14 protein-coding genes are annotated in these 18,364 nt (G+C 68.0%); 9 read left to right on the top strand and 5 right to left on the bottom strand.

All coding sequences use genetic code 11. From position 1 onward, the window contains the following. The first annotated feature begins 79 nt into the window (after positions 1 to 79). The 4 genes from DIE06_RS10070 (at position 80) to DIE06_RS10055 (ending at position 7,087) form a co-directional block, all read left to right on the top strand. A complete protein-coding gene (locus tag DIE06_RS10070) occupies positions 80 to 1,189 on the top strand; it encodes an efflux RND transporter periplasmic adaptor subunit (protein WP_124661292.1) in 1,110 nt (369 codons plus the stop codon). Then, the gene (locus tag DIE06_RS10065) at positions 1,186 to 4,332 is read left to right on the top strand and encodes an efflux RND transporter permease subunit (RefSeq protein WP_124661291.1); all 3,147 of its coding nucleotides are present in this window, start codon (positions 1,186 to 1,188) and stop codon (positions 4,330 to 4,332) included. The genes DIE06_RS10070 and DIE06_RS10065 overlap by 4 nt, the downstream gene beginning before the upstream one ends. 2 nt (positions 4,333 to 4,334) lie before the next feature. Beyond that, entirely contained in the window at positions 4,335 to 5,933 is a 1,599-nt protein-coding gene (locus tag DIE06_RS10060) for an efflux transporter outer membrane subunit (RefSeq protein WP_124661290.1), read from the top strand. A gap of 125 nt (positions 5,934 to 6,058) precedes the next feature. After that, positions 6,059 to 7,087, top strand: coding sequence for a MerR family transcriptional regulator (locus tag DIE06_RS10055; RefSeq protein WP_124661289.1), 1,029 nt, complete (start codon positions 6,059 to 6,061; stop codon positions 7,085 to 7,087). Between the two features lie 113 nt (positions 7,088 to 7,200). Here the strand turns inward: DIE06_RS10055 and DIE06_RS10050 are convergent, their stop codons facing one another. Further along, positions 7,201 to 8,598, bottom strand: coding sequence for a sigma-54-dependent Fis family transcriptional regulator (locus tag DIE06_RS10050; RefSeq protein ID WP_124661288.1), 1,398 nt, complete (start codon positions 8,596 to 8,598; stop codon positions 7,201 to 7,203). 204 nt (positions 8,599 to 8,802) lie between these two features. Between DIE06_RS10050 and DIE06_RS10045 the strand changes: the two genes are divergently transcribed. Genes DIE06_RS10045 through DIE06_RS10035 form a run of 3 tightly spaced genes read left to right on the top strand, consistent with a single transcriptional unit; the run spans position 8,803 to position 12,266 of the window. Then, positions 8,803 to 9,732, top strand: a complete 930-nt coding sequence (locus DIE06_RS10045) for an MBL fold metallo-hydrolase (protein WP_409364495.1) — start codon at positions 8,803 to 8,805, stop codon at positions 9,730 to 9,732. 29 nt (positions 9,733 to 9,761) lie between these two features. After that, positions 9,762 to 11,441: a bifunctional protein tyrosine phosphatase family protein/NAD(P)/FAD-dependent oxidoreductase gene (locus DIE06_RS10040; RefSeq protein ID WP_124661286.1), complete on the top strand. Its 1,680-nt coding sequence runs from the start codon at positions 9,762 to 9,764 to the stop codon at positions 11,439 to 11,441. An 18-nt stretch (positions 11,442 to 11,459) separates the two neighbouring features. Continuing rightward, positions 11,460 to 12,266: a sulfite exporter TauE/SafE family protein gene (locus DIE06_RS10035; RefSeq protein WP_124661285.1), complete on the top strand. Its 807-nt coding sequence runs from the start codon at positions 11,460 to 11,462 to the stop codon at positions 12,264 to 12,266. 95 nt (positions 12,267 to 12,361) lie between these two features. Here the strand turns inward: DIE06_RS10035 and DIE06_RS10030 are convergent, their stop codons facing one another. From DIE06_RS10030 to DIE06_RS10015, 4 genes are all read right to left on the bottom strand, one after another. After that, positions 12,362 to 13,183 carry an ABC transporter permease subunit gene (locus tag DIE06_RS10030; RefSeq protein WP_124661284.1) on the bottom strand — a complete coding sequence of 274 codons (822 nt, stop codon included), beginning with the start codon at positions 13,181 to 13,183 and terminating at the stop codon, positions 12,362 to 12,364. Then, the gene (locus DIE06_RS10025) at positions 13,180 to 14,109 is read right to left on the bottom strand and encodes an ABC transporter permease subunit (RefSeq protein WP_124661283.1); all 930 of its coding nucleotides are present in this window, start codon (positions 14,107 to 14,109) and stop codon (positions 13,180 to 13,182) included. Before DIE06_RS10025 ends, DIE06_RS10030 begins: the two co-directional genes overlap by 4 nt. Continuing rightward, a complete protein-coding gene (locus DIE06_RS10020; protein WP_124661282.1) occupies positions 14,106 to 15,266 on the bottom strand; it encodes an ABC transporter ATP-binding protein in 1,161 nt (386 codons plus the stop codon). The genes DIE06_RS10025 and DIE06_RS10020 overlap by 4 nt, the downstream gene beginning before the upstream one ends. 86 nt (positions 15,267 to 15,352) lie before the next feature. Beyond that, on the bottom strand, positions 15,353 to 16,447 hold the full coding sequence (locus DIE06_RS10015) for a polyamine ABC transporter substrate-binding protein (RefSeq protein ID WP_124661281.1): 1,095 nt from the start codon (positions 16,445 to 16,447) through the stop codon (positions 15,353 to 15,355). A 361-nt stretch (positions 16,448 to 16,808) separates the two neighbouring features. On the opposite strand from DIE06_RS10015, the gene DIE06_RS10010 reads away from it, so the two are divergent. Together DIE06_RS10010 and DIE06_RS10005 are read left to right on the top strand one after the other, a co-directional pair. After that, complete coding sequence (locus DIE06_RS10010) at positions 16,809 to 17,012, top strand: DUF1289 domain-containing protein (RefSeq protein ID WP_124661280.1); 204 nt, start codon at positions 16,809 to 16,811, stop codon at positions 17,010 to 17,012. A 593-nt stretch (positions 17,013 to 17,605) separates the two neighbouring features. Next, entirely contained in the window at positions 17,606 to 18,286 is a 681-nt protein-coding gene (locus tag DIE06_RS10005) for a DUF1120 domain-containing protein (RefSeq protein ID WP_124661279.1), read from the top strand. Positions 18,287 to 18,364: the final 78 nt, after the last annotated feature.

The raw sequence follows: 18,364 nt of genomic DNA, 5'->3' as shown, positions 1-18,364 counted from the left end.
GCCGCGGCCGGCGCCACTCGGGGCAAGCGCCCACCGCGCTTGCCGGCTTCGTTCCGCTCTCACCTCATCTGGGGGTTTCGTGAATCGCTCCGGTTCCCGCGCCGTGCTGCTGATCGGCACCGCGCTCGTCCTCGCCGCCTGTCACCCGAAGGAAGCCGCGCCGCCCGCGCCGCGCCCGGTCGTCGCGCTGCCCGCGCACGCCGACGGTGCCGCGGCCGCAGCTACGCTGCCCGGCGAGATCCAGCCACGTTATGCGACGCCACTGTCGTTCCGCATCGCGGGCAAGATCGTCGAGCGCAAGGTGCGGCTCGGCGATACCGTCAAGGCCGGCCAGGTCGTCGCGCTGCTCGATCCGTCCGACGTCGAGAAGAACGCGGCGAGCGCGCAGGCGCAGCTCGATGCCGCGTCGCACAGCCTCGCGTTCGCGAAGCAGCAGCTCGACCGCGATCGTGCGCAGGCGCGCGAGAACCTGATCGCGACCGCACAGCTCGAACAGACCGAGAACAGCTACACGTCGGCCCTCGCGCAGCGCGACCAGGCGCAACAGCAGCTCGCGCTCGCGAAGAACCAGCTCCGCTATGCGACGCTCGTCGCCGATCACGCGGGCACCATCACCGCCGAACAGGCCGACACCGGCCAGAACGTATCGGCCGGCCAGGCCGTCTACCAGCTCGCGTGGTCGGGCGACGTCGATGTCGTCAGCGACGTGCCCGAGGCCGCGCTCGCATCGCTTGCGCCCGGTCACACGGCGAGCGTCACGCTGCCGTCGCTGCCGGGCCGCCAGTTCGCCGCGAAGGTGCGCGAAATCGCACCGTCCGCCGATCCGCAAAGCCGCACCTATCGCGTGAAGCTCACGCTCGCCGCACCCGATCCGGCCGTGCGCCTCGGGATGACCGCGAACGTCGCGTTCGACGGCGCGCCGGTTGCCGGCAACGCGCCGAGCATCACGCTGCCCGCGACCGCGCTGTTCCACGACGGCCCGCATCCGGCCCTGTGGGTCGTACGTACGAAGGACGACACGCTCGAACTGCGCCGCGTCGACGTCGCCCGCTTCAACGAGCGCACCGTTACCGTGTCGCACGGGCTGCAGCCGGGCGAGCGCATCGTGCTGCAAGGCGTGCATACGGTCAGCGCGGGCGAGAAGGTGCGGCCGGTCGCGCCGCTGCATCCGGAGGACTTCGCGTCATGAGCGGCCCCCGCGAAGAAGGCCGGTTCAACCTGTCGGCATGGGCGCTGCGCCACCAGGCGCTGGTCGTCTACCTGATCGCGCTCGCGACGCTCGCGGGCATCCTCGCGTACACGCGGCTCGCGCAATCCGAAGACCCGCCGTTCACGTTCCGCGTGATGGTGATCCGCACGTTCTGGCCCGGCGCGAGCGCGCGGCAGGTGCAGGAACAGGTGACCGACCGGATCGGCCGCAAGCTGCAGGAAACGCCGGCCATCGACTTCCTGCGCAGCTATTCGCGGCCCGGCGAATCGCTGCTTTTCTTCACGATGAAGGACTCGGCACCCGTGAAGGACGTGCCCGAGACCTGGTATCAGATCCGCAAGAAGATCGGCGACATCGGCTATACGTTGCCGCCCGGCGTGCAGGGACCGTTCTTCAACGACGAGTTCGGCGACGTCTACACCAACATCTGGACGCTCGAAGGCGACGGCTTCACGCCCGCGCAACTCCACGACTATGCGGACCAGCTGCGCACCGTGCTGCTGCGCGTGCCGGGCGTCGGCAAGGTCGACTACTTCGGCGATCCCGACCAGCGGATCTTCATCGAAGTGAACAACGCGCAGCTCACGCGCCTCGGCATCTCGCCGCAGCAGCTCGGGCAGGCGATCAACGCGCAGAACGACATCTCGTCGGCCGGCGTGCTGACCACCGCCGACGATCGCGTGTTCGTGCGGCCGAGCGGCCAGTTCAGCAACGTCGCCGCGATCGCCGACACGCTGATCCGCATCAACGGCCGCACGTTCCGGCTCGGCGACCTCGCCACCGTGAAGCGCGGCTACGACGATCCGACCGTCACGCAGATGCGCACGGCCGGTCCAGGCGCGAACGGTCATGCGGTGCTCGGCGTTGGCGTGACGATGCAGCCGGGCGGCGACGTGATCCGGCTCGGCAAGGCGCTCGACGCCGAATCGAAAAATCTGCAGGCGCAGTTGCCGGCCGGCCTCAAGCTGACGCTGGTGTCGAGCATGCCGCATGCGGTGTCGCATTCGGTCGACGACTTCCTCGAGGCCGTCGCCGAAGCCGTCGCGATCGTGCTGGTCGTGAGCCTGGTGTCGCTCGGGCTGCGCACCGGGATGGTCGTCGTGATCTCGATTCCGGTCGTACTCGCGGTCACGGCGCTGTTCATGTACCTGTTCGACATCGGGCTGCACAAGGTGTCGCTCGGGACGCTCGTGCTCGCGCTCGGACTGCTCGTCGACGACGCGATCATCGCGGTCGAGATGATGGCCGTGAAGCTCGAGCAGGGCTACAGCCGCGCGCGCGCCGCCGCGTTCGCGTACACGAGCACCGCGTTCCCGATGCTGACGGGCACGCTCGTCACGGTGTCGGGCTTCCTGCCGATCGCGCTCGCGAAATCGAGCACCGGCGAGTACACACGCTCGATCTTCGAGGTGTCGGCGATCGCGCTGATCGCGTCGTGGTTCGCGGCCGTCGTGCTGATCCCGCTGCTCGGCTATCACCTGCTCCCCGAACGCAAGAAGCACGCGCACGAAGCACACCTGCCGGACGATCACGAGCACGACATCTATGACACGCGCTTCTACACGCGGCTGCGCGGGTGGATCGACTGGTGCATCGAGCGGCGCTTCGTCGTGCTGCTGATCACCGGCGCCCTCTTCGTCGTCGCGCTGATGGGCTTCTCGCTCGTGCCGCAGCAGTTCTTCCCGAGCTCCGACCGCCCCGAACTGCTGGTCGACCTGCGGCTGCCCGAAGGCGCGTCGTTCGCGGCGACGCTGCGCGAGACCGAACGCCTCGAGAAGGTGCTCGACAAGCGGCCCGAGATCGATCATTCGGTGAGCTTCGTCGGCAGCGGCGCGCCGCGCTTCTACCTGCCGCTCGACCAGCAGCTGCAGTTGCCGAACTTCGCGCAGTTCGTCGTCACCGCGAAATCGGTCGAGGATCGCGAGAAGCTCGCGGCCTGGCTCGAAACCACGCTGCGCGACCGGTTCCCGGCCGTGCGCTGGCGCCTGTCGCGGCTCGAGAACGGGCCGCCCGTCGGCTACCCCGTGCAGTTCCGCGTGAGCGGCGACGACATCGCGACGGTACGCTCGATCGCAGAGAAAGTCGCGGCGACGATGCGCGGCGACGCGCGCACGGTGAATGTGCAGTTCGACTGGGACGAGCCGGCCGAGCGCTCGGTGCGCTTCGAACTCGACCAGAAGAAGGCGCGCGAGCTGAACGTCACGTCGCAGGACGTGTCGAGCTTCCTCGCGATGACGCTGTCCGGCACGACCGTCACGCAATACCGCGAACGCGACAAGCTGATCGCGGTCGACCTGCGCGCGCCGCGTCCCGATCGCGTCGATCCCGCGAAGCTCGCGGGCCTCGCGATGCCGACCGCGAACGGCCCCGTGCCGCTCGGTTCGCTCGGCCGCTTCACGCCGACGCTCGAATACGGTGTGGTGTGGGAGCGCGATCGCCAGCCGACCATCACCGTGCAGTCCGACGTGCGCGCCGGCGCCCAGGGCATCGACGTCACGCATGCGATCGACGGCAAGCTGAATGCGTTGCGCGCACAACTGCCGGTCGGCTACCAGATCAACATCGGCGGGTCGGTCGAGGAAAGCGCGAAGGCGCAGGCGTCGATCAACGCGCAGATGCCGCTGATGGCGATCGCCGTGTTCACGCTGCTGATGATCCAGCTGCAGAGCTTCTCGCGCGTGCTGATGGTCGTGCTCACGGCCCCGCTCGGGCTGATCGGCGTGGTCGGCACGCTGCTGCTGTTCGGCCAGCCGTTCGGCTTCGTCGCGATGCTCGGTGTGATCGCGATGTTCGGGATCATCATGCGCAACTCGGTGATCCTGGTCGACCAGATCGAGCAGGACATCGCGGCCGGCCACGGACGCTTCGACGCGATCGTCGGCGCGACCGTGCGGCGCTTCCGTCCGATCACGCTGACGGCCGCGGCCGCCGTGCTCGCGCTGATCCCGCTGTTGCGCTCGAACTTCTTCGGACCGATGGCGACCGCGCTGATGGGCGGGATCACGAGCGCGACCGTGCTGACGCTGTTCTATCTGCCCGCGTTGTACGCCGCGTGGTTCCGCGTGAAGCGCGACGAACGCGACCCGCGCGAGCCACACGACGGCGCGCCGTCGGGAGCCTGATCATGAAACTGTCGTTGAACCTGAAAACCCAAGCCGTACGCGGGCTCGCGGCCGCGAGCCTCGCCGGCCCCCTCGCCGGCTGCGCGTGGTTCGCGCCGAGCGGAGAGCCGCCCGCGATGCCGTCGCCCGCGCATTACGGCGCCGCGCCGCAGGTGCAGCAGACCGTCCTTGCGCAAGGCGTCGCGCAGCACTTCGAGGTCGGCGCGCAGCCGGTGCCCGACTGGTGGAAGCAGTACCGCTCCGACGCGCTGAATGCGCTGGTCGACGAAGGGCTGCACAACAGCCCGACGCTCAGTGCCGCATCGCATTCGCTCGATGCCGCGCGCGAGCAGCTGCGCGGGCAGATCGGCAGCTCGATGCTGCCGTCGATCGACGCGGGCGGCCAGGCCTCGCGCCAGCGTGCGCTCGGCGTGCCGATCCCCGCGCTCGGCGCGCCGACGCTGCTGTACGACACGTTCGTCGGGCAACTGCAGGCGAGTTATACGGTCGACCTGTTCGGCGTGTCGCGCTTCGCGAACCGCGCGCTCGCGAAACGCGTCGACGTCAGCGCGTTCCAGCTCGAATCGGCGCGCCGCGCACTCGCCGCGAACATCGTCATCGCGTCGATCACCGTGTCGGTGCTCAACGCGCAGATCGACACCACCGAACGGCTCGTCGCGCTCGCGAACGACCAGGCACACGACGCCGAGCGCCGCTACGCGCTCGGCTCGGCATCGCGCAGCGATGCGCTGAACGCGCGGCAAAGCGCCGACACCTTCGCCGCGAGCCTGCCCGCGCTGCGCCAGCAGCGCGACGCGGCGCGCCATGCGCTGGCCGTGCTGGTCGGCCGCACGCCCGACCGGCCGCCCGCCGACCTGACGCTCGCCGACCTGCACCTGCCCGCGCAGGTGCCGGTGATCGTGCCGTCGGAGCTGCTGCAAAGCCGCCCCGACATCCAGGCCGCCGACGCGGGGCTGAAGGCGGCCGCCGCCGAAGTCGGCGTCGCGACCGCGCAGCTGTTCCCGCAGCTGTCGCTGTCGGCGGCGATGGGCAAAGGCGGGTTCAGCTGGCCGACGATGCTGTCGGGCGCCGGCGCGATCTGGAACGTCGGTGCGTCGCTGAGCCAGCCGCTGTTCCACGGCGGCGCGCTGCTCGCGCAGCGCCGTGCGGCGAAGGCGACCTACGAGGCCGCGGTCGACCAGTACAAGCAGGCCGTGCTGAGCGCGTTCCAGAACGTCGCCGATTCGCTCGCCGCGCTCGAGCACGACGCGGAAGCGCTCGATGCGTCGTCCCGCGCGGCGCTGTCCGCGCGCGGCGCCTACGACGACGCGGCGGCTCGCGTGCGGCTCGGCGCGCTGCCGCCGTCGGCCGCGCGCGCGAGCGAGCTGCAGTACCGCAACGCACGGCTCGACGAGATCCGCGCGACCGGCGCACGCTTCGCGGATACCGCGCGGCTCTATCAGGCGATGGGTACGCCGCCGGTCGACCCGGCCAGCAACGCCGCGAAGGCAGCGAACGCAGCGAAAGCCGACACGGCCGGCCACACCGGCAACGCGGATCAAGACGCCCCCGCCGCCCAGGCCCGCGCGGCCACGCCCGACGCGCCGCCGTCACCGCAATAACGCGCCCCATGCGTGGAGTACACGGCGCGCGGGACCACCTCCGCGCGCCGATCCGCGATCTTCCGCTTGACCCTCACGTAGCGTAACGTTCCAGACTCCAGTGTGCGCACCGAACGGAGGAACGAATGCAGCTGAAAGTGGGAGAACTGGCGAAACGCAGCGGGCTGACGGTCCGCACGCTTCATCACTATCACGCGATCGGCCTGCTGACACCGTCGGCGCGTGCCGACAACGGCTACCGGCTGTACGACCGCGACGACATCGCCCGGCTCCACCAGATCCAGGCCCTGCGTCGCTTCGGACTGTCGCTCGCCGAAATCGGCGACTACCTGAACCGGCCCGGCACCCCGCTCGTCGAGCTCGTCGCGAAACAGATCGCGCTGCTCGACCATCAGCTCGCGCAGACCGCGCAGCTGCGCGAGCGGCTCGTGAACCTGCACGCGCAGCTCGCCGCGGGCGCCGAGCCGGAACTGGCCGATTGGCTCACCACACTGGAGTTGATGACCGTGTACGACAAATATTTTTCCGAGGAAGAACTCGCGAACATGCCGATGTACCGCAAGAGCCAGAACGGCGACGCGGAATGGATCGCGCTCGTCGCCGACGTGCGTGCGCTGCACGACGCGGGCGTGCCGCCCGAGGACGAACGCGTGCGCGCGCTCGCCGGCCGCTGGATGGCGCTGCTCGTGCGCGACACGAACAACGACCCGCGTCTGCTCGCGAAGCTGAACCTGATGCACGAACACGAACCGGCGATGCAGTCGAAGATCGGCATCTCGACCGCACTGCGCGACTACGTGCTGCGCGCGAGTTCCGAATCGAAGATGCGGATCTTCGAAAAGTATCTCGCACCGGACGAGATCCGCTTCATGCGGGCGCACTACGGCGAACGCGCGATGGAATGGCCGCAGCTGATGGGCGACGTGCGCAATGCGATCGATACGGGCGTGAAACCCGATTCGCCGGAAGGCCGCGCGCTCGCGCAACGCTGGCTCGAGCTGTTCCGCAGCTATGCGGGCAACGATCCGGCCACGCACGCGAAATTCCGGCATGCGTTGTTGAACGAACCCGCGCTGACGAAGGACTCATGGACCGACGATACGCTGCTCGGCTTCATCCGCGAGGCGATGGCACGGCTTGCGCCGGCGCGTTGATTGCGTGACGTCCAGGCGATGCGCGGCGGTTGCACGCGCCGCCCGGACGTACCACCGGGCCGGCCCGTATCCGGTCGCGCGTCGGCGTAGCGCTGCGTGTTCGACACCTCCGCTCACCCGCCGCGCACCCCGAGCCCGAGCGCCTTCATCCGCCGGTACAGCGTGCGCTCGCTCATCCCCAAGTGCTCGGCCAGCTGCTTGCGCGTGCCGTCGAACGTGCCGGCAATCCGCACGAGCGCCGCGTCCGACATGCCGCGCGCGTCCGCCGCACGCGCCGGTGGCGTCGCCGCGGCCGCGACCAGCTCGGCCGGCAGATGCTCGACGCGAATCGTGCCGTCGTCCGCGAACAGACACGCGCGTTCGAGCACGTTGCGCAGTTCGCGGATGTTCCCCGGCCACGCATACGCGTCGAGGCACGCGCGCGCGCGCTCGGTCAGCACGAACGGCCGGGCCGCGAACGGCCGCGCGCTCGCGTCGCCCGCACCGGCACGCGCATTCGCGATCCGCCGCAGGATCGATTCGGCCAGCAGCGCGACGTCGCCGCGCCGCTCGCGCAGCGCGGGCAGCGGAATCGGGAACGCGTTGATCCGGTAGTACAGATCCTGGCGGAACCGGCCGTCGTCGATCATCTCGCGCAGCGGCTTGTGGGTCGCCGCGACGAGCCGGAAATCCGCGCGCAGCGCCTCGACGCCGCCGACGCGCCGGAACGTCCCCGACTCGATCAGCCGCAGCAGCTTCACCTGCATCGGCAGCGGCACGTCGCCGATTTCGTCGAGAAACAGGGTGCCGCCCTGCGCGGTCTCGACGAGGCCCGGCTTGCGCTGGTTCGCGCCGGTAAACGCGCCCTTCTCGTAGCCGAACAGTTCGCTCTCGAACAGCGTCTCGGCGATGCCCGAACAGTCGACCACCACGAACGGCCCCATCGCACGCTCGCTCGCCTCGTGCAGCGCGCGCGCGAACAGCTCCTTGCCGGTGCCCGATTCGCCGAGCAGCAGCACCGGCAGCATCGACGGCGCGACGCGCTGCAACGCGCCGAGCGCCGCATTGAACGCGTCGGCGCCGCCGACGAGCCCTTCCGCGCTCGGCTGCGCCGACGCGCTGCGCACGGTCGTCAGCCGCTCGACGTATGCGATCACGTCGCCGCGCGCATCGAAGATCGGCCGCAACTCCACGTCGACGTGCTCGGGGCCGCGCGGCGTATGGTGAATGTGCAGCACGCGGTTCAGGCTGCGCGACTCGAGCGCCTGCTTCATCGGGCAATGCTCGCCCGCCTGGTCGCATGGCACGTCGTAGTGATGCGAGACCTGGAAGCAGTGCCGGCCCACGTGCTCGACCCCCGCCACACCGAACTGGCGTCGATACGCATCGTTCGCCGCGAGGATGCGGTAGTCGGGATCGACGACGATCATCGGCTGCGGATCCTGTTCGAGATACGCGACGAGCGCACGCACGTCGGGCATGACGTCGCGCGACGGCGCGGGAACGACCGGAATGGTGTCGTGCGGATTCATGGGGAGACTCGGGAACGGATGGCCGGATGGACTGCCAGGCTGACTGCCAATTCTGCCACAGCACTGCCAGACATGGCAGTCAGCATTGACGACGGCTCGTCAGCGATGCCCCCGACGCACCGCGCTCTCGCCGAAAATCCGAACCGAATCAAGTACCTGCCACGTCGCCCGGCATCGCGACGCGAATTGGCATGCTTCTTGATCATGGGATGTGCGATTGCAGATGCAGAACCCGATCGAGGACATCCCGTGAGCCATGCCCCCCTGCTGTCGGTCGAAGGCTTTTTCGACCCGGCGACCCACACCGTCAGCTACCTGTTGCTCGATACCGAGAGCCGCGCATGCGCGCTGATCGACAGCGTGCTCGACTACGACCCGAAATCCGGCCGCACGCACACCGCCAGCGCCGACCGGCTGATCGCGCGCGTCGCCGAACTCGGCGCGACCGTCCACTGGCTGCTGGAAACACACGTGCACGCCGACCATCTGTCGGCCGCGCCGTACCTGAAGGCGCACGTCGGCGGACAGATCGCAATCGGCTCGCACGTGCGTCGCGTGCAGCACGTGTTCGGCACGCTGTTCAACGCCGGCCCCGGCTTCGCGCAGGACGGCAGCCAGTTCGACCGCCTGCTCGACGACGGCGACACGCTTGCGCTCGGCACGCTGACGATCCGCGCGCTGCATACGCCGGGCCACACGCCCGCGTGCCTGACGTACTGCGTCGACGACGCGACGCAGCGCGCGGCGTTCGTCGGCGACACGCTGTTCATGCCCGACTACGGCACCGCCCGCTGCGACTTCCCGGGCGGCGACGCACGCTCGCTGTACCGCTCGATCGCGCGCGTGCTCGCGCTGCCGCCGGACACGCGCCTGTACCTGTGCCACGACTACCAGCCGGGCGGCCGCGACGTGCAATTCGTGACGACGGTGGCCGAGCAGCGCCGCGCGAACGTGCACGTGAAGGACGGCGTGACCGAGGACGATTTCGTCGCGATGCGCACCACGCGCGACGCGACCCTCGACATGCCCGTGCTGATGCTTCCTTCCGTCCAGGTCAACATGCGCGCCGGCCACCTGCCCGAGCCCGAAAACAACGGCGTGCGCTACCTGAAGATCCCGCTCGACGCGATCTGAGCCGCCGCCCCGACCGGAGAACCCCCGACATGACTATCCGCACGCTGACCGACCTGCTGTCGGTCTCGCCCCAGATCGCCGCGGCCGACCTGCCCGCGCTGCACGCGGCCGGCATCCGCGCGATCGTCTGCAACCGCCCCGACGGCGAAGGCGCCGACCAGCCGACCGTCGCCGAGATCCGCGCCGCCGCCGCGCCGCTCGGCATTGCCGTGCATTACCTGCCGGTCGATACCGGCAAGGTCACCGACGACCAGGCCTCGCAGTTCGGCACGCTCGTCGCGTCGCTCGCCGGCCCGGTACTCGCGTATTGCCGCAGCGGCACACGTTCGGCGACGCTGTGGGCGCTGTCGCAGGCAGGCAGGCGTCCCGTCGGCGACATCGTCGCGATCGCCGCCACGGCCGGCTACGACCTCGGCGCGCTCGCGCCGCGTCTCACGCGCGGCCTCGCGCCAGGCGGCCGCCAGGCCGCGCCGGCCGTCGACGCGTGGCACGACATCGTGATCGTCGGCGCGGGCGCGGCCGGCGTCGCGGTCGCGTCGAGCCTGCTCGCACGCGATGCATCGCTCGATATCGCGGTGATCGACCCGGCCGATACGCACTACTACCAGCCGGGCTGGACGATGGTCGGCGCGGGCGTGTTCCGGCCCGAGACGACCGCGCGCCGGATGGCCGACCTGCTGCCGCGCGGCGTGAAATGGATCCAGGCAGCCGTTGCCGGCTTCGAGCCCGACGCACACACGGTGGTGCTCGACGGCTGCCGGCGCATCGGCTACCGCAAGCTGGTCGTGTGCCCGGGGCTCAAGCTCGACTGGCACGCGATCGACGGCCTCGCGGAAACGCTCGGCCGCAACGGCGTCACGTCGAACTATCGCTACGATCTCGCGCCGTACACATGGGAACAGGTGCAGGCGTTCCGTGGCGGCAATGCGCTGTTCACGCAGCCGCCGATGCCGATCAAGTGCGCGGGCGCGCCGCAAAAGGCGATGTACCTGTCGTGCGATCACTGGCGGCGCGCGGGCCGCCTCGGCGCCGCGAACGTCGAGTTCCTGAATGCGGGCGGCGCGCTGTTCGGGGTCGCCGACTACGTGCCCGCGCTGATGGAGTACGTGAAAAGCTACGACATCGCGCTGTCGTTCGGCCACAACCTCGTCGCCATCGACGGGCCGGCGCGGCGCGCGACGTTCAGACGCACGCTGCCCGACGGCGGCACGGAAACCGTCGAGCGTGCATTCGACTTGATCCACGTCGTGCCGCCGCAGAAGGCGCCCGATTTCGTGCGTGCGAGCCCGCTCGCCGACGCGGCCGGCTGGATCGACGTCGATCCGGCGACGCTGCGGCACAGGCAGTTCGCGGACATCTTCGCGCTTGGCGACGTCACCAACACGACCAACGCGAAAACCGCCGCCGCGGCCCGCAAGCAGGCGCCCGTCGTCGCGCACAACGTGCTCGCGTCGCTGGGCCTCGCGCACGGCGACGCCGCGTACGACGGCTACGGGTCGTGCCCGCTCACCGTCGAGCGCGGCAAGATCGTGCTCGCCGAATTCCTGTATGGCGGCAAGGTCGCGCCGACCTTCCCCGCGTGGCTGATCGACGGCAGGCGTCCGTCGCGGCTCGCGTGGCTGCTCAAGGAGCGCGTGCTGCCGCCGCTCTACTGGAAGGCGATGCTCAAGGGCCGCGAATGGCTCGCGAAGCCCGCGATCGCACGTTGACCGGAACCCGATGACACCATGCTGATTTCCCTCGTACTCGGCGGCTTCGTCGGCGCCGTGCTCGGCCTCACCGGCGCGGGCGGCGGCATTCTCGCGGTGCCCGCGCTCGTCGTCGGGATGGGCTGGCCGATGCAGCAGGCCACGCCCGTCGCCCTCGTCGCGGTGGCGGGCAGCGCCGCGCTCGGTGCGCTCGAAGGGTTTCGCCGCGGGCTCGTCCGCTATCGCGCGGCGCTGCTGATGGCCGTGGCCGGCGTGCCGCTCACGACGCTCGGCGTGAAGCTCGCGCACGTGTTGCCGCAACGCGTGCTGCTGGCGTTGTTCGCGCTGACGATGCTCGTCGTCGCGGGCCGCCTGCTGCGGCAGGCGCTGCGCCACGCGCCCGGCGCCGCGGACGAGTCGCCGCTGTGCGTCGGCCGCGTGAATCCCGATACGGGCCGCCTCGTGTGGTCCTGGCCAGTCGGGCTCGCGCTCGCGTCGACCGGCGCGGTCACGGGGCTGATGACGGGCTTGCTCGGTGTCGGCGGCGGCTTCGTGATCGTGCCGATGCTGCGCAAGTTCACGAACGTGTCGATGCACGGCGTGGTCGCGACGTCGCTGATGGTGATCGCACTCGTCGGCACCGGCGGCGTGTTCGCGACGCTCGTGTCGGGCACGCGCGCGCCGCTCGACATGATGCTGTGGTTTACGGTCGCGACGGCAATCGGGATGGCAGCCGGCCGCGGCGCATCGCGGCATCTGTCCGCACGGCACGTGCAGGCCGGGTTCGCTGCGGTGCTCGTCTGCGTGGCGCTCGGGCTGCTCGCGAAGGCGGCATTCAGCGCGTAAGCCGCCGCAGCGCACACGCCAAGCAAAACGCCCGGCCCGACTCGTCGTCGGCACCGGGCGTTGTTCGTTGCGTCGGCAACCTGTGCGTGAGGACGTCAGGCGGCGAACGCGGCCATCCGCTTGCGCTCCTGGCGCAGCATCACGAAGTTCGCGATCACGACGCCTGCCGTCACCGCGACGATGAACAGCGTCGCGAGCGCGTTCATCTCCGGGTTCAGGCCGAGGCGCACGCGCGAGAACACGACGAGCGGCAGCGTCGTCGAGCCGGGGCCCGACAGGAATGCCGACAGCACGAGGTCGTCGATCGACAGCGTGAACGACAGCAGCCAGCCCGCGACCAGCGCCTGCGAGATCAGCGGCAGCGTGATCGTGAAGAACACCTTCAGCGGCGTCGCGCCCAGATCGAGCGCGGCTTCCTCCAGCGACGGGTTCAGTTCGCGCACGCGCGACTGCACGATGATCGCGACATACGAGATGCATAGCATCACGTGGCCCAGCCAGATCGTGAAGATGCCGCGCTCGGCCGGCCAGCCGATCCACTTCGCGAGCTCGATGAACAGCAGCAGCAGCGAGATCCCCTGGATCACCTCGGGGATCACGAGCGGCGCGTTGATCATCCCGCTGAACAGCGCGAAGCCGCGAAAGCGCCCCATCCGCGCGAGCACGAAGCCGGCCCACGTGCCGATGAACACCGACGCGAACGCGGTCAGCACGCCGATCTTCAGCGACAGCCACGCGGCCGTCAGCAGCTCGTCGTCCTCCACGAGCGCCGAATACCAGCGCAACGAGAAGCCCGACCAGACGGTGACGAGCTTCGACTCGTTGAACGAATAGACGATCAGGCTGATGATCGGGATGTACAGGAACGCGAAGCCGGCGAACAGCGCCGCGAACTGCAGGTAACGATTCGGCTTCATCGGCGGCGGCCCTCCTGCTCCTTCGCCTGGAAGTGCTGGAACATCGCCATCGGCACGAGCAGCAGCAGCACCATCGCGCAGGTCACGGCCGACGCCATCGGCCAGTCCGCGTTGTTGAAGAACTCATTCCACATCACGCGGCCGATCATCAGCGTGTTCGCGCCGCCGAGCAGTTCCGGAATCACGTACTCGCCGACCGCCGGAATGAACACCAGCAGGCAGCCCGCGATGATCCCGTTCTTCGACAGCGGCAGCGTGATCTGCACGAACGCCTTCCACGGCTTCGCGCCGAGGTCGTACGCGGCCTCGAGCAGGCGCAGGTCCATCTTCACGAGGTGCGCGTACAGCGGCATCACGAGGAACGGCAGGTACGAATACACCATCCCGATGTACACCGCGTAGTTGGTGCGGTACAGCTCGATTGGCGTATGGGTCAGGCCGATCCACATCAGGAAGTTGTTCAGGAGCCCGTTGTTCTTCAGGATCCCGATCCACGCATATACGCGGATCAGGAACGACGTCCAGAACGGCAGCATCACGCCCATCATCAGCAGGTTGCGGGTCGCCGGGTTCGAACGCGCGATGTAGTACGCCATCGGATAGCCGATCAGCAGACACAGCAGCGTCGTGATCGCCGCGACCAGCACCGAGTTCACGTAGGTCGCGAAATACAGGCTGTCGGTGAGCAGGAACGCGTAGTGCGACAGGTTCAGCGCGATGTGCACCACGCCGTCCGCGTACGACGCGAGCTCCGTATACGGCGGGATGCCTAGCTGCAGCTCCGCGAAGCTGATCTTCACGACCAGCACGAACGGCACGAGGAAGAACAGCACGAGCCACGTGTACGGCCCCGCGACGACCGCCGAGCCGCCGGTCAGGTTGAAGCGTCGCACGGGCCGTGCGAGCAGGGACTTGAGCGTGCTCATGACGTCAGCACCACGCCTGCGGTCGCGCTCCAGCGCACGTAGATCTCGTCGCCGAGCGCCGGCGTGTCGAGCTCGGAAATCGCGAGGCTCGACACGTTCGCGATCACCGTCTTGCCCGCGTCGAGCTTCACGTGATACAGCGAATAGCCGCCCATGTACGCGATATTGGTGATCTTGCCGCGCGCCCAGTTGAACGCACCTTCGGGCGGCTTGCGCGTGAGCGCGATCCGCTCGGGGCGCACCGACACCGTGACCGGCATCCCGAGCGGGCCCGTGATCCCGTGGCTCACGTACAGCCGGCTCGGCAGCTCCGGCGATTCGATGTACACGTGGTCGGGTTCGTCCTCGACGGTGACGCCTTCGAACAGGTTGGTCGAGCCGATGAACTCGGCCGAGAAGCGGCTGTTCGGATATTCGTAGACTTCGTTCGGCGAGCCGATCTGCACGATCTGCCCTTCGCTCATCACGGCGAGCCGGTTCGCCATCGTCATCGCCTCTTCCTGGTCGTGCGTGACCATGATGCAGGTGACGCCCACCTTGTTCAGGATGTTGACGAGCTCGATCTGCGTGCGCTGGCGGATCTGCTTGTCGAGCGCCGACATCGGCTCGTCGAGCAGCAGCACCTTCGGGCGCTTGACGAGCGAACGCGCGAGCGCGACGCGCTGCTGCTGGCCGCCCGACAGCTGGTGCGGCTTGCGCTTCGCGTACTTGCTCATCTGCACGAGCTCGAGCGCCGCGGCCACGCGCTCCTTCAGCTCCGCCTTCGGCGTGCCTTCCTGCTTCAGGCCGTATGCGACGTTCGACTCGACCGACATGTGCGGGAACAGCGCATACGACTGGAACATCATGTTCACGGGCCGCTTGTACGGCGGCATCTGCGCGAGGTCCTCGCCGTCGATCAGGATCTTGCCCGACGTGACCGTCTCGAGGCCCGCGAGCATCCGCAGCAGCGTCGACTTGCCGGACCCCGAGCTGCCGAGCAGCGCGAACAGCTCGCCCTGGCGCACCGTCAGGTTCACGTTGCGCACCACTTCGGTCTCGCCGAATTTCTTGACAACGTCGACGATCTGGACAAAATTCTCGGCGCGCGTATCGGCACCGGACGAAGGGACGAAGGACGGCGCGCCCACGACCGGCGCACCCGACTGGCTATTCATGATGTGCTGCTTCTCTCCTGCGTTTGACGAACAAAGCCCCCGGGGGCACCAGGGGCTTCATGACTGCTGGCTCACTGCGGCTCGCGTCAGCGGCCCGATTTCAGCTCGGTCCACAGACGCGTCTGCAGGCGCTGGATTTCAGGCGGCAGCGGCTTGAGCAGGAACAGCGTCTTCACGACGTCGGCCGGCGGGTACACGGCCGGGTCGTTCGCGACGTCCGGCCGCACGTACTTGCGGGCCTCGGCGTTCGCGCTCGGGTAGTACACGGCGTTCGTGATGGCCGCGTGCACCTTCGGATCCTCGATGTAGTTGATCCACTGCAGCGCGGCATCCTTGTTCTTCGCGTCCTTCGGGATCGCCATCACGTCGAACCACACCGGCGCGCCGCCCTTCGGAATGTAGTACGCGACCTTGTACGGCTTCTTCGCCTCGATCGCGCGATGCTTGGCGATCACGACGTCGCCCGACCAGCCGAACGCGAAGCAGATGTCACCGCCGACCAGGTCGTTGATGTAGCCCGACGAGTTGAACTGCGTGATGTACGGGCGGATCTTCTTCAGCACCTCCATCGCGGCCTTGTAGTCGGCCGGGTTCGTGCTCATCGGATCCTTGCCGATGTAGTGCAGCGCCGCCGCGAACATCTGGTCCGGCGCGTCGAGCACCGACACGCCACAGGTCTTCAGCTTCGAGAGGTTTTCCGGCTTGAACAGGATGTCCCAGTTGTCGAGCGGGACCTTGCCGAGCGCCTGCTGCGCCTTCGTCAGGTTGTACGCGAGACCGGTCGTGCCGTACGCCCAGGGCACCGCGTACTTGTTGCCCGGGTCCGCGCCGGCGACGAGCGCCATCAGCTGCGGATCGAGGTACTTGAGGTTCGGCAGCTTCGACTTGTCGAGCGGTGTAAAGATGCCGGCCGCGATCTGCTTGCCCGCGTAGTTGCTGGTCGGCACGACGATGTCGTAGCCCGAGCTGCCCGTCAGCAGCTTCGCCTGCAGCGTGTCGTCGCTGTCGTAGTTGTCGTAGCGAACCTTGACGCCCGTCTGCTTCTCGAAGTTCGGGATCGTGTCCTTCGCAATGTAGTCCGACCAGTTATAGACATTGAGCTGCGTATCCTTTGCCGCCGCCGCCGATGCACCCACGCACAGCGCGAGCGCTGCGAACCGGCCCACTACGTTTGCTTTCATCCCGTTCTCCCTCCGGCCGGACCGCTTGTCCGGCTGCCGTCTGCCTCGTCATGGCGGCGCATTCTGTCACGCCGCCCCTCGAAAACCTCGAACGCTACCACCATTCGCGCGCCGTCACAAAAAAATCATGCCCGTGTCGCGCAAACGGAACAGATTCCTGCCGCCGGCCGCTCGAGCGGCCCGCGCAGCGGGGCGTTCCGGGGGAATTCTATCGGGTAATCGGCGTCTGTCCATCAGGAAAAGAGAGCGGCGGCGAATCCGTCCGGACGGGCGGCCGGCGCGCCGCCCGCATCGCTGCCCGGCCGCGTCATCCCGATGCATTAAAATGACGCCCTGACGATTCAACGCGCGAACCTTCCCGATGGCCTCCAATCTCCACGACCTGCCTGACAGCCCCTGCATCGGCGTGTGCTCGACCCTCTTCGACGAAGTCTGCAAGGGCTGCGGCCGAACGGCCGCCGAAGTGTCGAACTGGGTATTCCTGAGCGACGACGAGAAACGCGTGGTCTGGGAGCGCATCACGCGCGACGGCACCGCGATGCGTTTCCAGTACGACAAGCTGTAAGCCGTCCCGCGTCGGCGCATGCCGGCGCGTTTCGCCCGACCGGGCGCCGCTTGCCCGGCCCCGCTCACGGGCCGGCCGCCGACGGGCCGAACCCGCCCCCGCCCCGCCAGCCTCCTCCATCGCGTGCCATCGCGCACACCTCGTCGCAATCGACGCGACGCACTCCATTTCCGTTCCGACCTCCCGCTGCCGGCGAACGCCTTGACCGCAGCGACGCCGCGCGCCCTCCCTTCACGATCGTCCATTGCTGGTCGACATGCCGGGATCGCCCCCGATCTTCGACATCGTCCGCTCAGTGCGAATCCATAGCGCTCGATCTCTATCGAAGCTGAAAAATATTGCATCTGACATTCGTAACGATCAAAACACCATCATCGATCGATAAACCGGATTATTTTCTCGATTAAACATCATCATTTTCGAAAAAATAGCCAAGAAAATCTGTACAAGTACGATTTCAATTCGTAAATCGAATTGATAAATTCCATCCGCTCCCTGGAAATTATGGCGAGCGACTTCACTTCCTTTAATCAAAAAAACCGGGTCACCGAATCAACTTCGGAATTCCGGTCAGTTACCAGGAACCCCTTCAGATGAAATTCGTTAAGATGACGAACAAAACGTCGCACCTCGTGATCGCAGGCCTGCTGGCGCTGGGCAGCGCGTCGGCGTTCGCCGAATCGTTCGACGTCAAGGTCACCGGCAAGATCAAGCCGGGCGCCTGCACGCCGACGCTCGCCGGCGGCGGCACGTTCGATTACGGATTGATCGGCGTGGCCGAACTCAACCCGATCGCGCCCACGCTGCTCCCGGTACTGTCGGATTCGATCACGATCACCTGTGACGCCGCCGCCCGCGTCGCACTGAGCGCGCAGGATAATCGCGCCGGCACCCGCGCATTTACCGGCAATATCAATTTCTTCGGCTCGGCCAGTCCGGCCTCCACGCAATTCGGCCTCGGCTCGGCGAGCGGCAAGAATATCGGCGCCTTTGCATTCCGATTCAGAACGAACACGTTCCAGGCGGATGGCGCAGCGGTCGATTCGATTTATTCGAACACCAGCGGTGCCACCTGGACGACGTCCAACGGGGTCGCGACCAATACCGGCGCCTACGAGTCGTGGGCGAAGAAAGGCCAGACTGTCCCGGTCGCGGCGAAGGTCTTCACCGGCACGCTCGACGTGCAGGCCGCGATCGACAAGACGTCGAACCTCGACCTGAGCCAGGAAATCAATCTCGACGGCCTCGCCACCGTATCGCTCGTGTACCTGTAATTCCGGTACGTCTCATTCCCTCGATCGTGTCGATCGCCTGACCGGCGTCGGCTGCGCCGCCGCTTCGCCGAAGCGGCG

The organism is Burkholderia sp. Bp8998 (assembly GCF_003854235.1).
GTDB lineage: Bacteria > Pseudomonadota > Gammaproteobacteria > Burkholderiales > Burkholderiaceae > Burkholderia.
This window is presented reverse-complemented; position numbering and strand designations above follow the sequence as displayed.

Excerpts from the sequence above, each read along its gene's own strand:
- DIE06_RS10040 (WP_124661286.1), top strand. The coding sequence starts at position 9,762 with ATGACTATCCGCACGCTGACCGACCTGCTGTCGGTCTCGCCCCAGATC.
- DIE06_RS10045 (WP_409364495.1), top strand. The coding sequence starts at position 8,803 with ATGGGATGTGCGATTGCAGATGCAGAACCCGATCGAGGACATCCCGTG.
- DIE06_RS10020 (WP_124661282.1), bottom strand. The coding sequence starts at position 15,266 with ATGAATAGCCAGTCGGGTGCGCCGGTCGTGGGCGCGCCGTCCTTCGTC.
- DIE06_RS10035 (WP_124661285.1), top strand. The coding sequence starts at position 11,460 with ATGCTGATTTCCCTCGTACTCGGCGGCTTCGTCGGCGCCGTGCTCGGC.
- DIE06_RS10025 (WP_124661283.1), bottom strand. The coding sequence starts at position 14,109 with ATGAGCACGCTCAAGTCCCTGCTCGCACGGCCCGTGCGACGCTTCAAC.
- DIE06_RS10065 (WP_124661291.1), top strand. The coding sequence starts at position 1,186 with ATGAGCGGCCCCCGCGAAGAAGGCCGGTTCAACCTGTCGGCATGGGCG.
- DIE06_RS10010 (WP_124661280.1), top strand. The coding sequence starts at position 16,809 with ATGGCCTCCAATCTCCACGACCTGCCTGACAGCCCCTGCATCGGCGTG.
- DIE06_RS10050 (WP_124661288.1), bottom strand. The coding sequence starts at position 8,598 with ATGAATCCGCACGACACCATTCCGGTCGTTCCCGCGCCGTCGCGCGAC.
- DIE06_RS10060 (WP_124661290.1), top strand. The coding sequence starts at position 4,335 with ATGAAACTGTCGTTGAACCTGAAAACCCAAGCCGTACGCGGGCTCGCG.
- DIE06_RS10030 (WP_124661284.1), bottom strand. The coding sequence starts at position 13,183 with ATGAAGCCGAATCGTTACCTGCAGTTCGCGGCGCTGTTCGCCGGCTTC.
- DIE06_RS10015 (WP_124661281.1), bottom strand. The coding sequence starts at position 16,447 with ATGAAAGCAAACGTAGTGGGCCGGTTCGCAGCGCTCGCGCTGTGCGTG.
- DIE06_RS10055 (WP_124661289.1), top strand. The coding sequence starts at position 6,059 with ATGCAGCTGAAAGTGGGAGAACTGGCGAAACGCAGCGGGCTGACGGTC.
- DIE06_RS10005 (WP_124661279.1), top strand. The coding sequence starts at position 17,606 with ATGAAATTCGTTAAGATGACGAACAAAACGTCGCACCTCGTGATCGCA.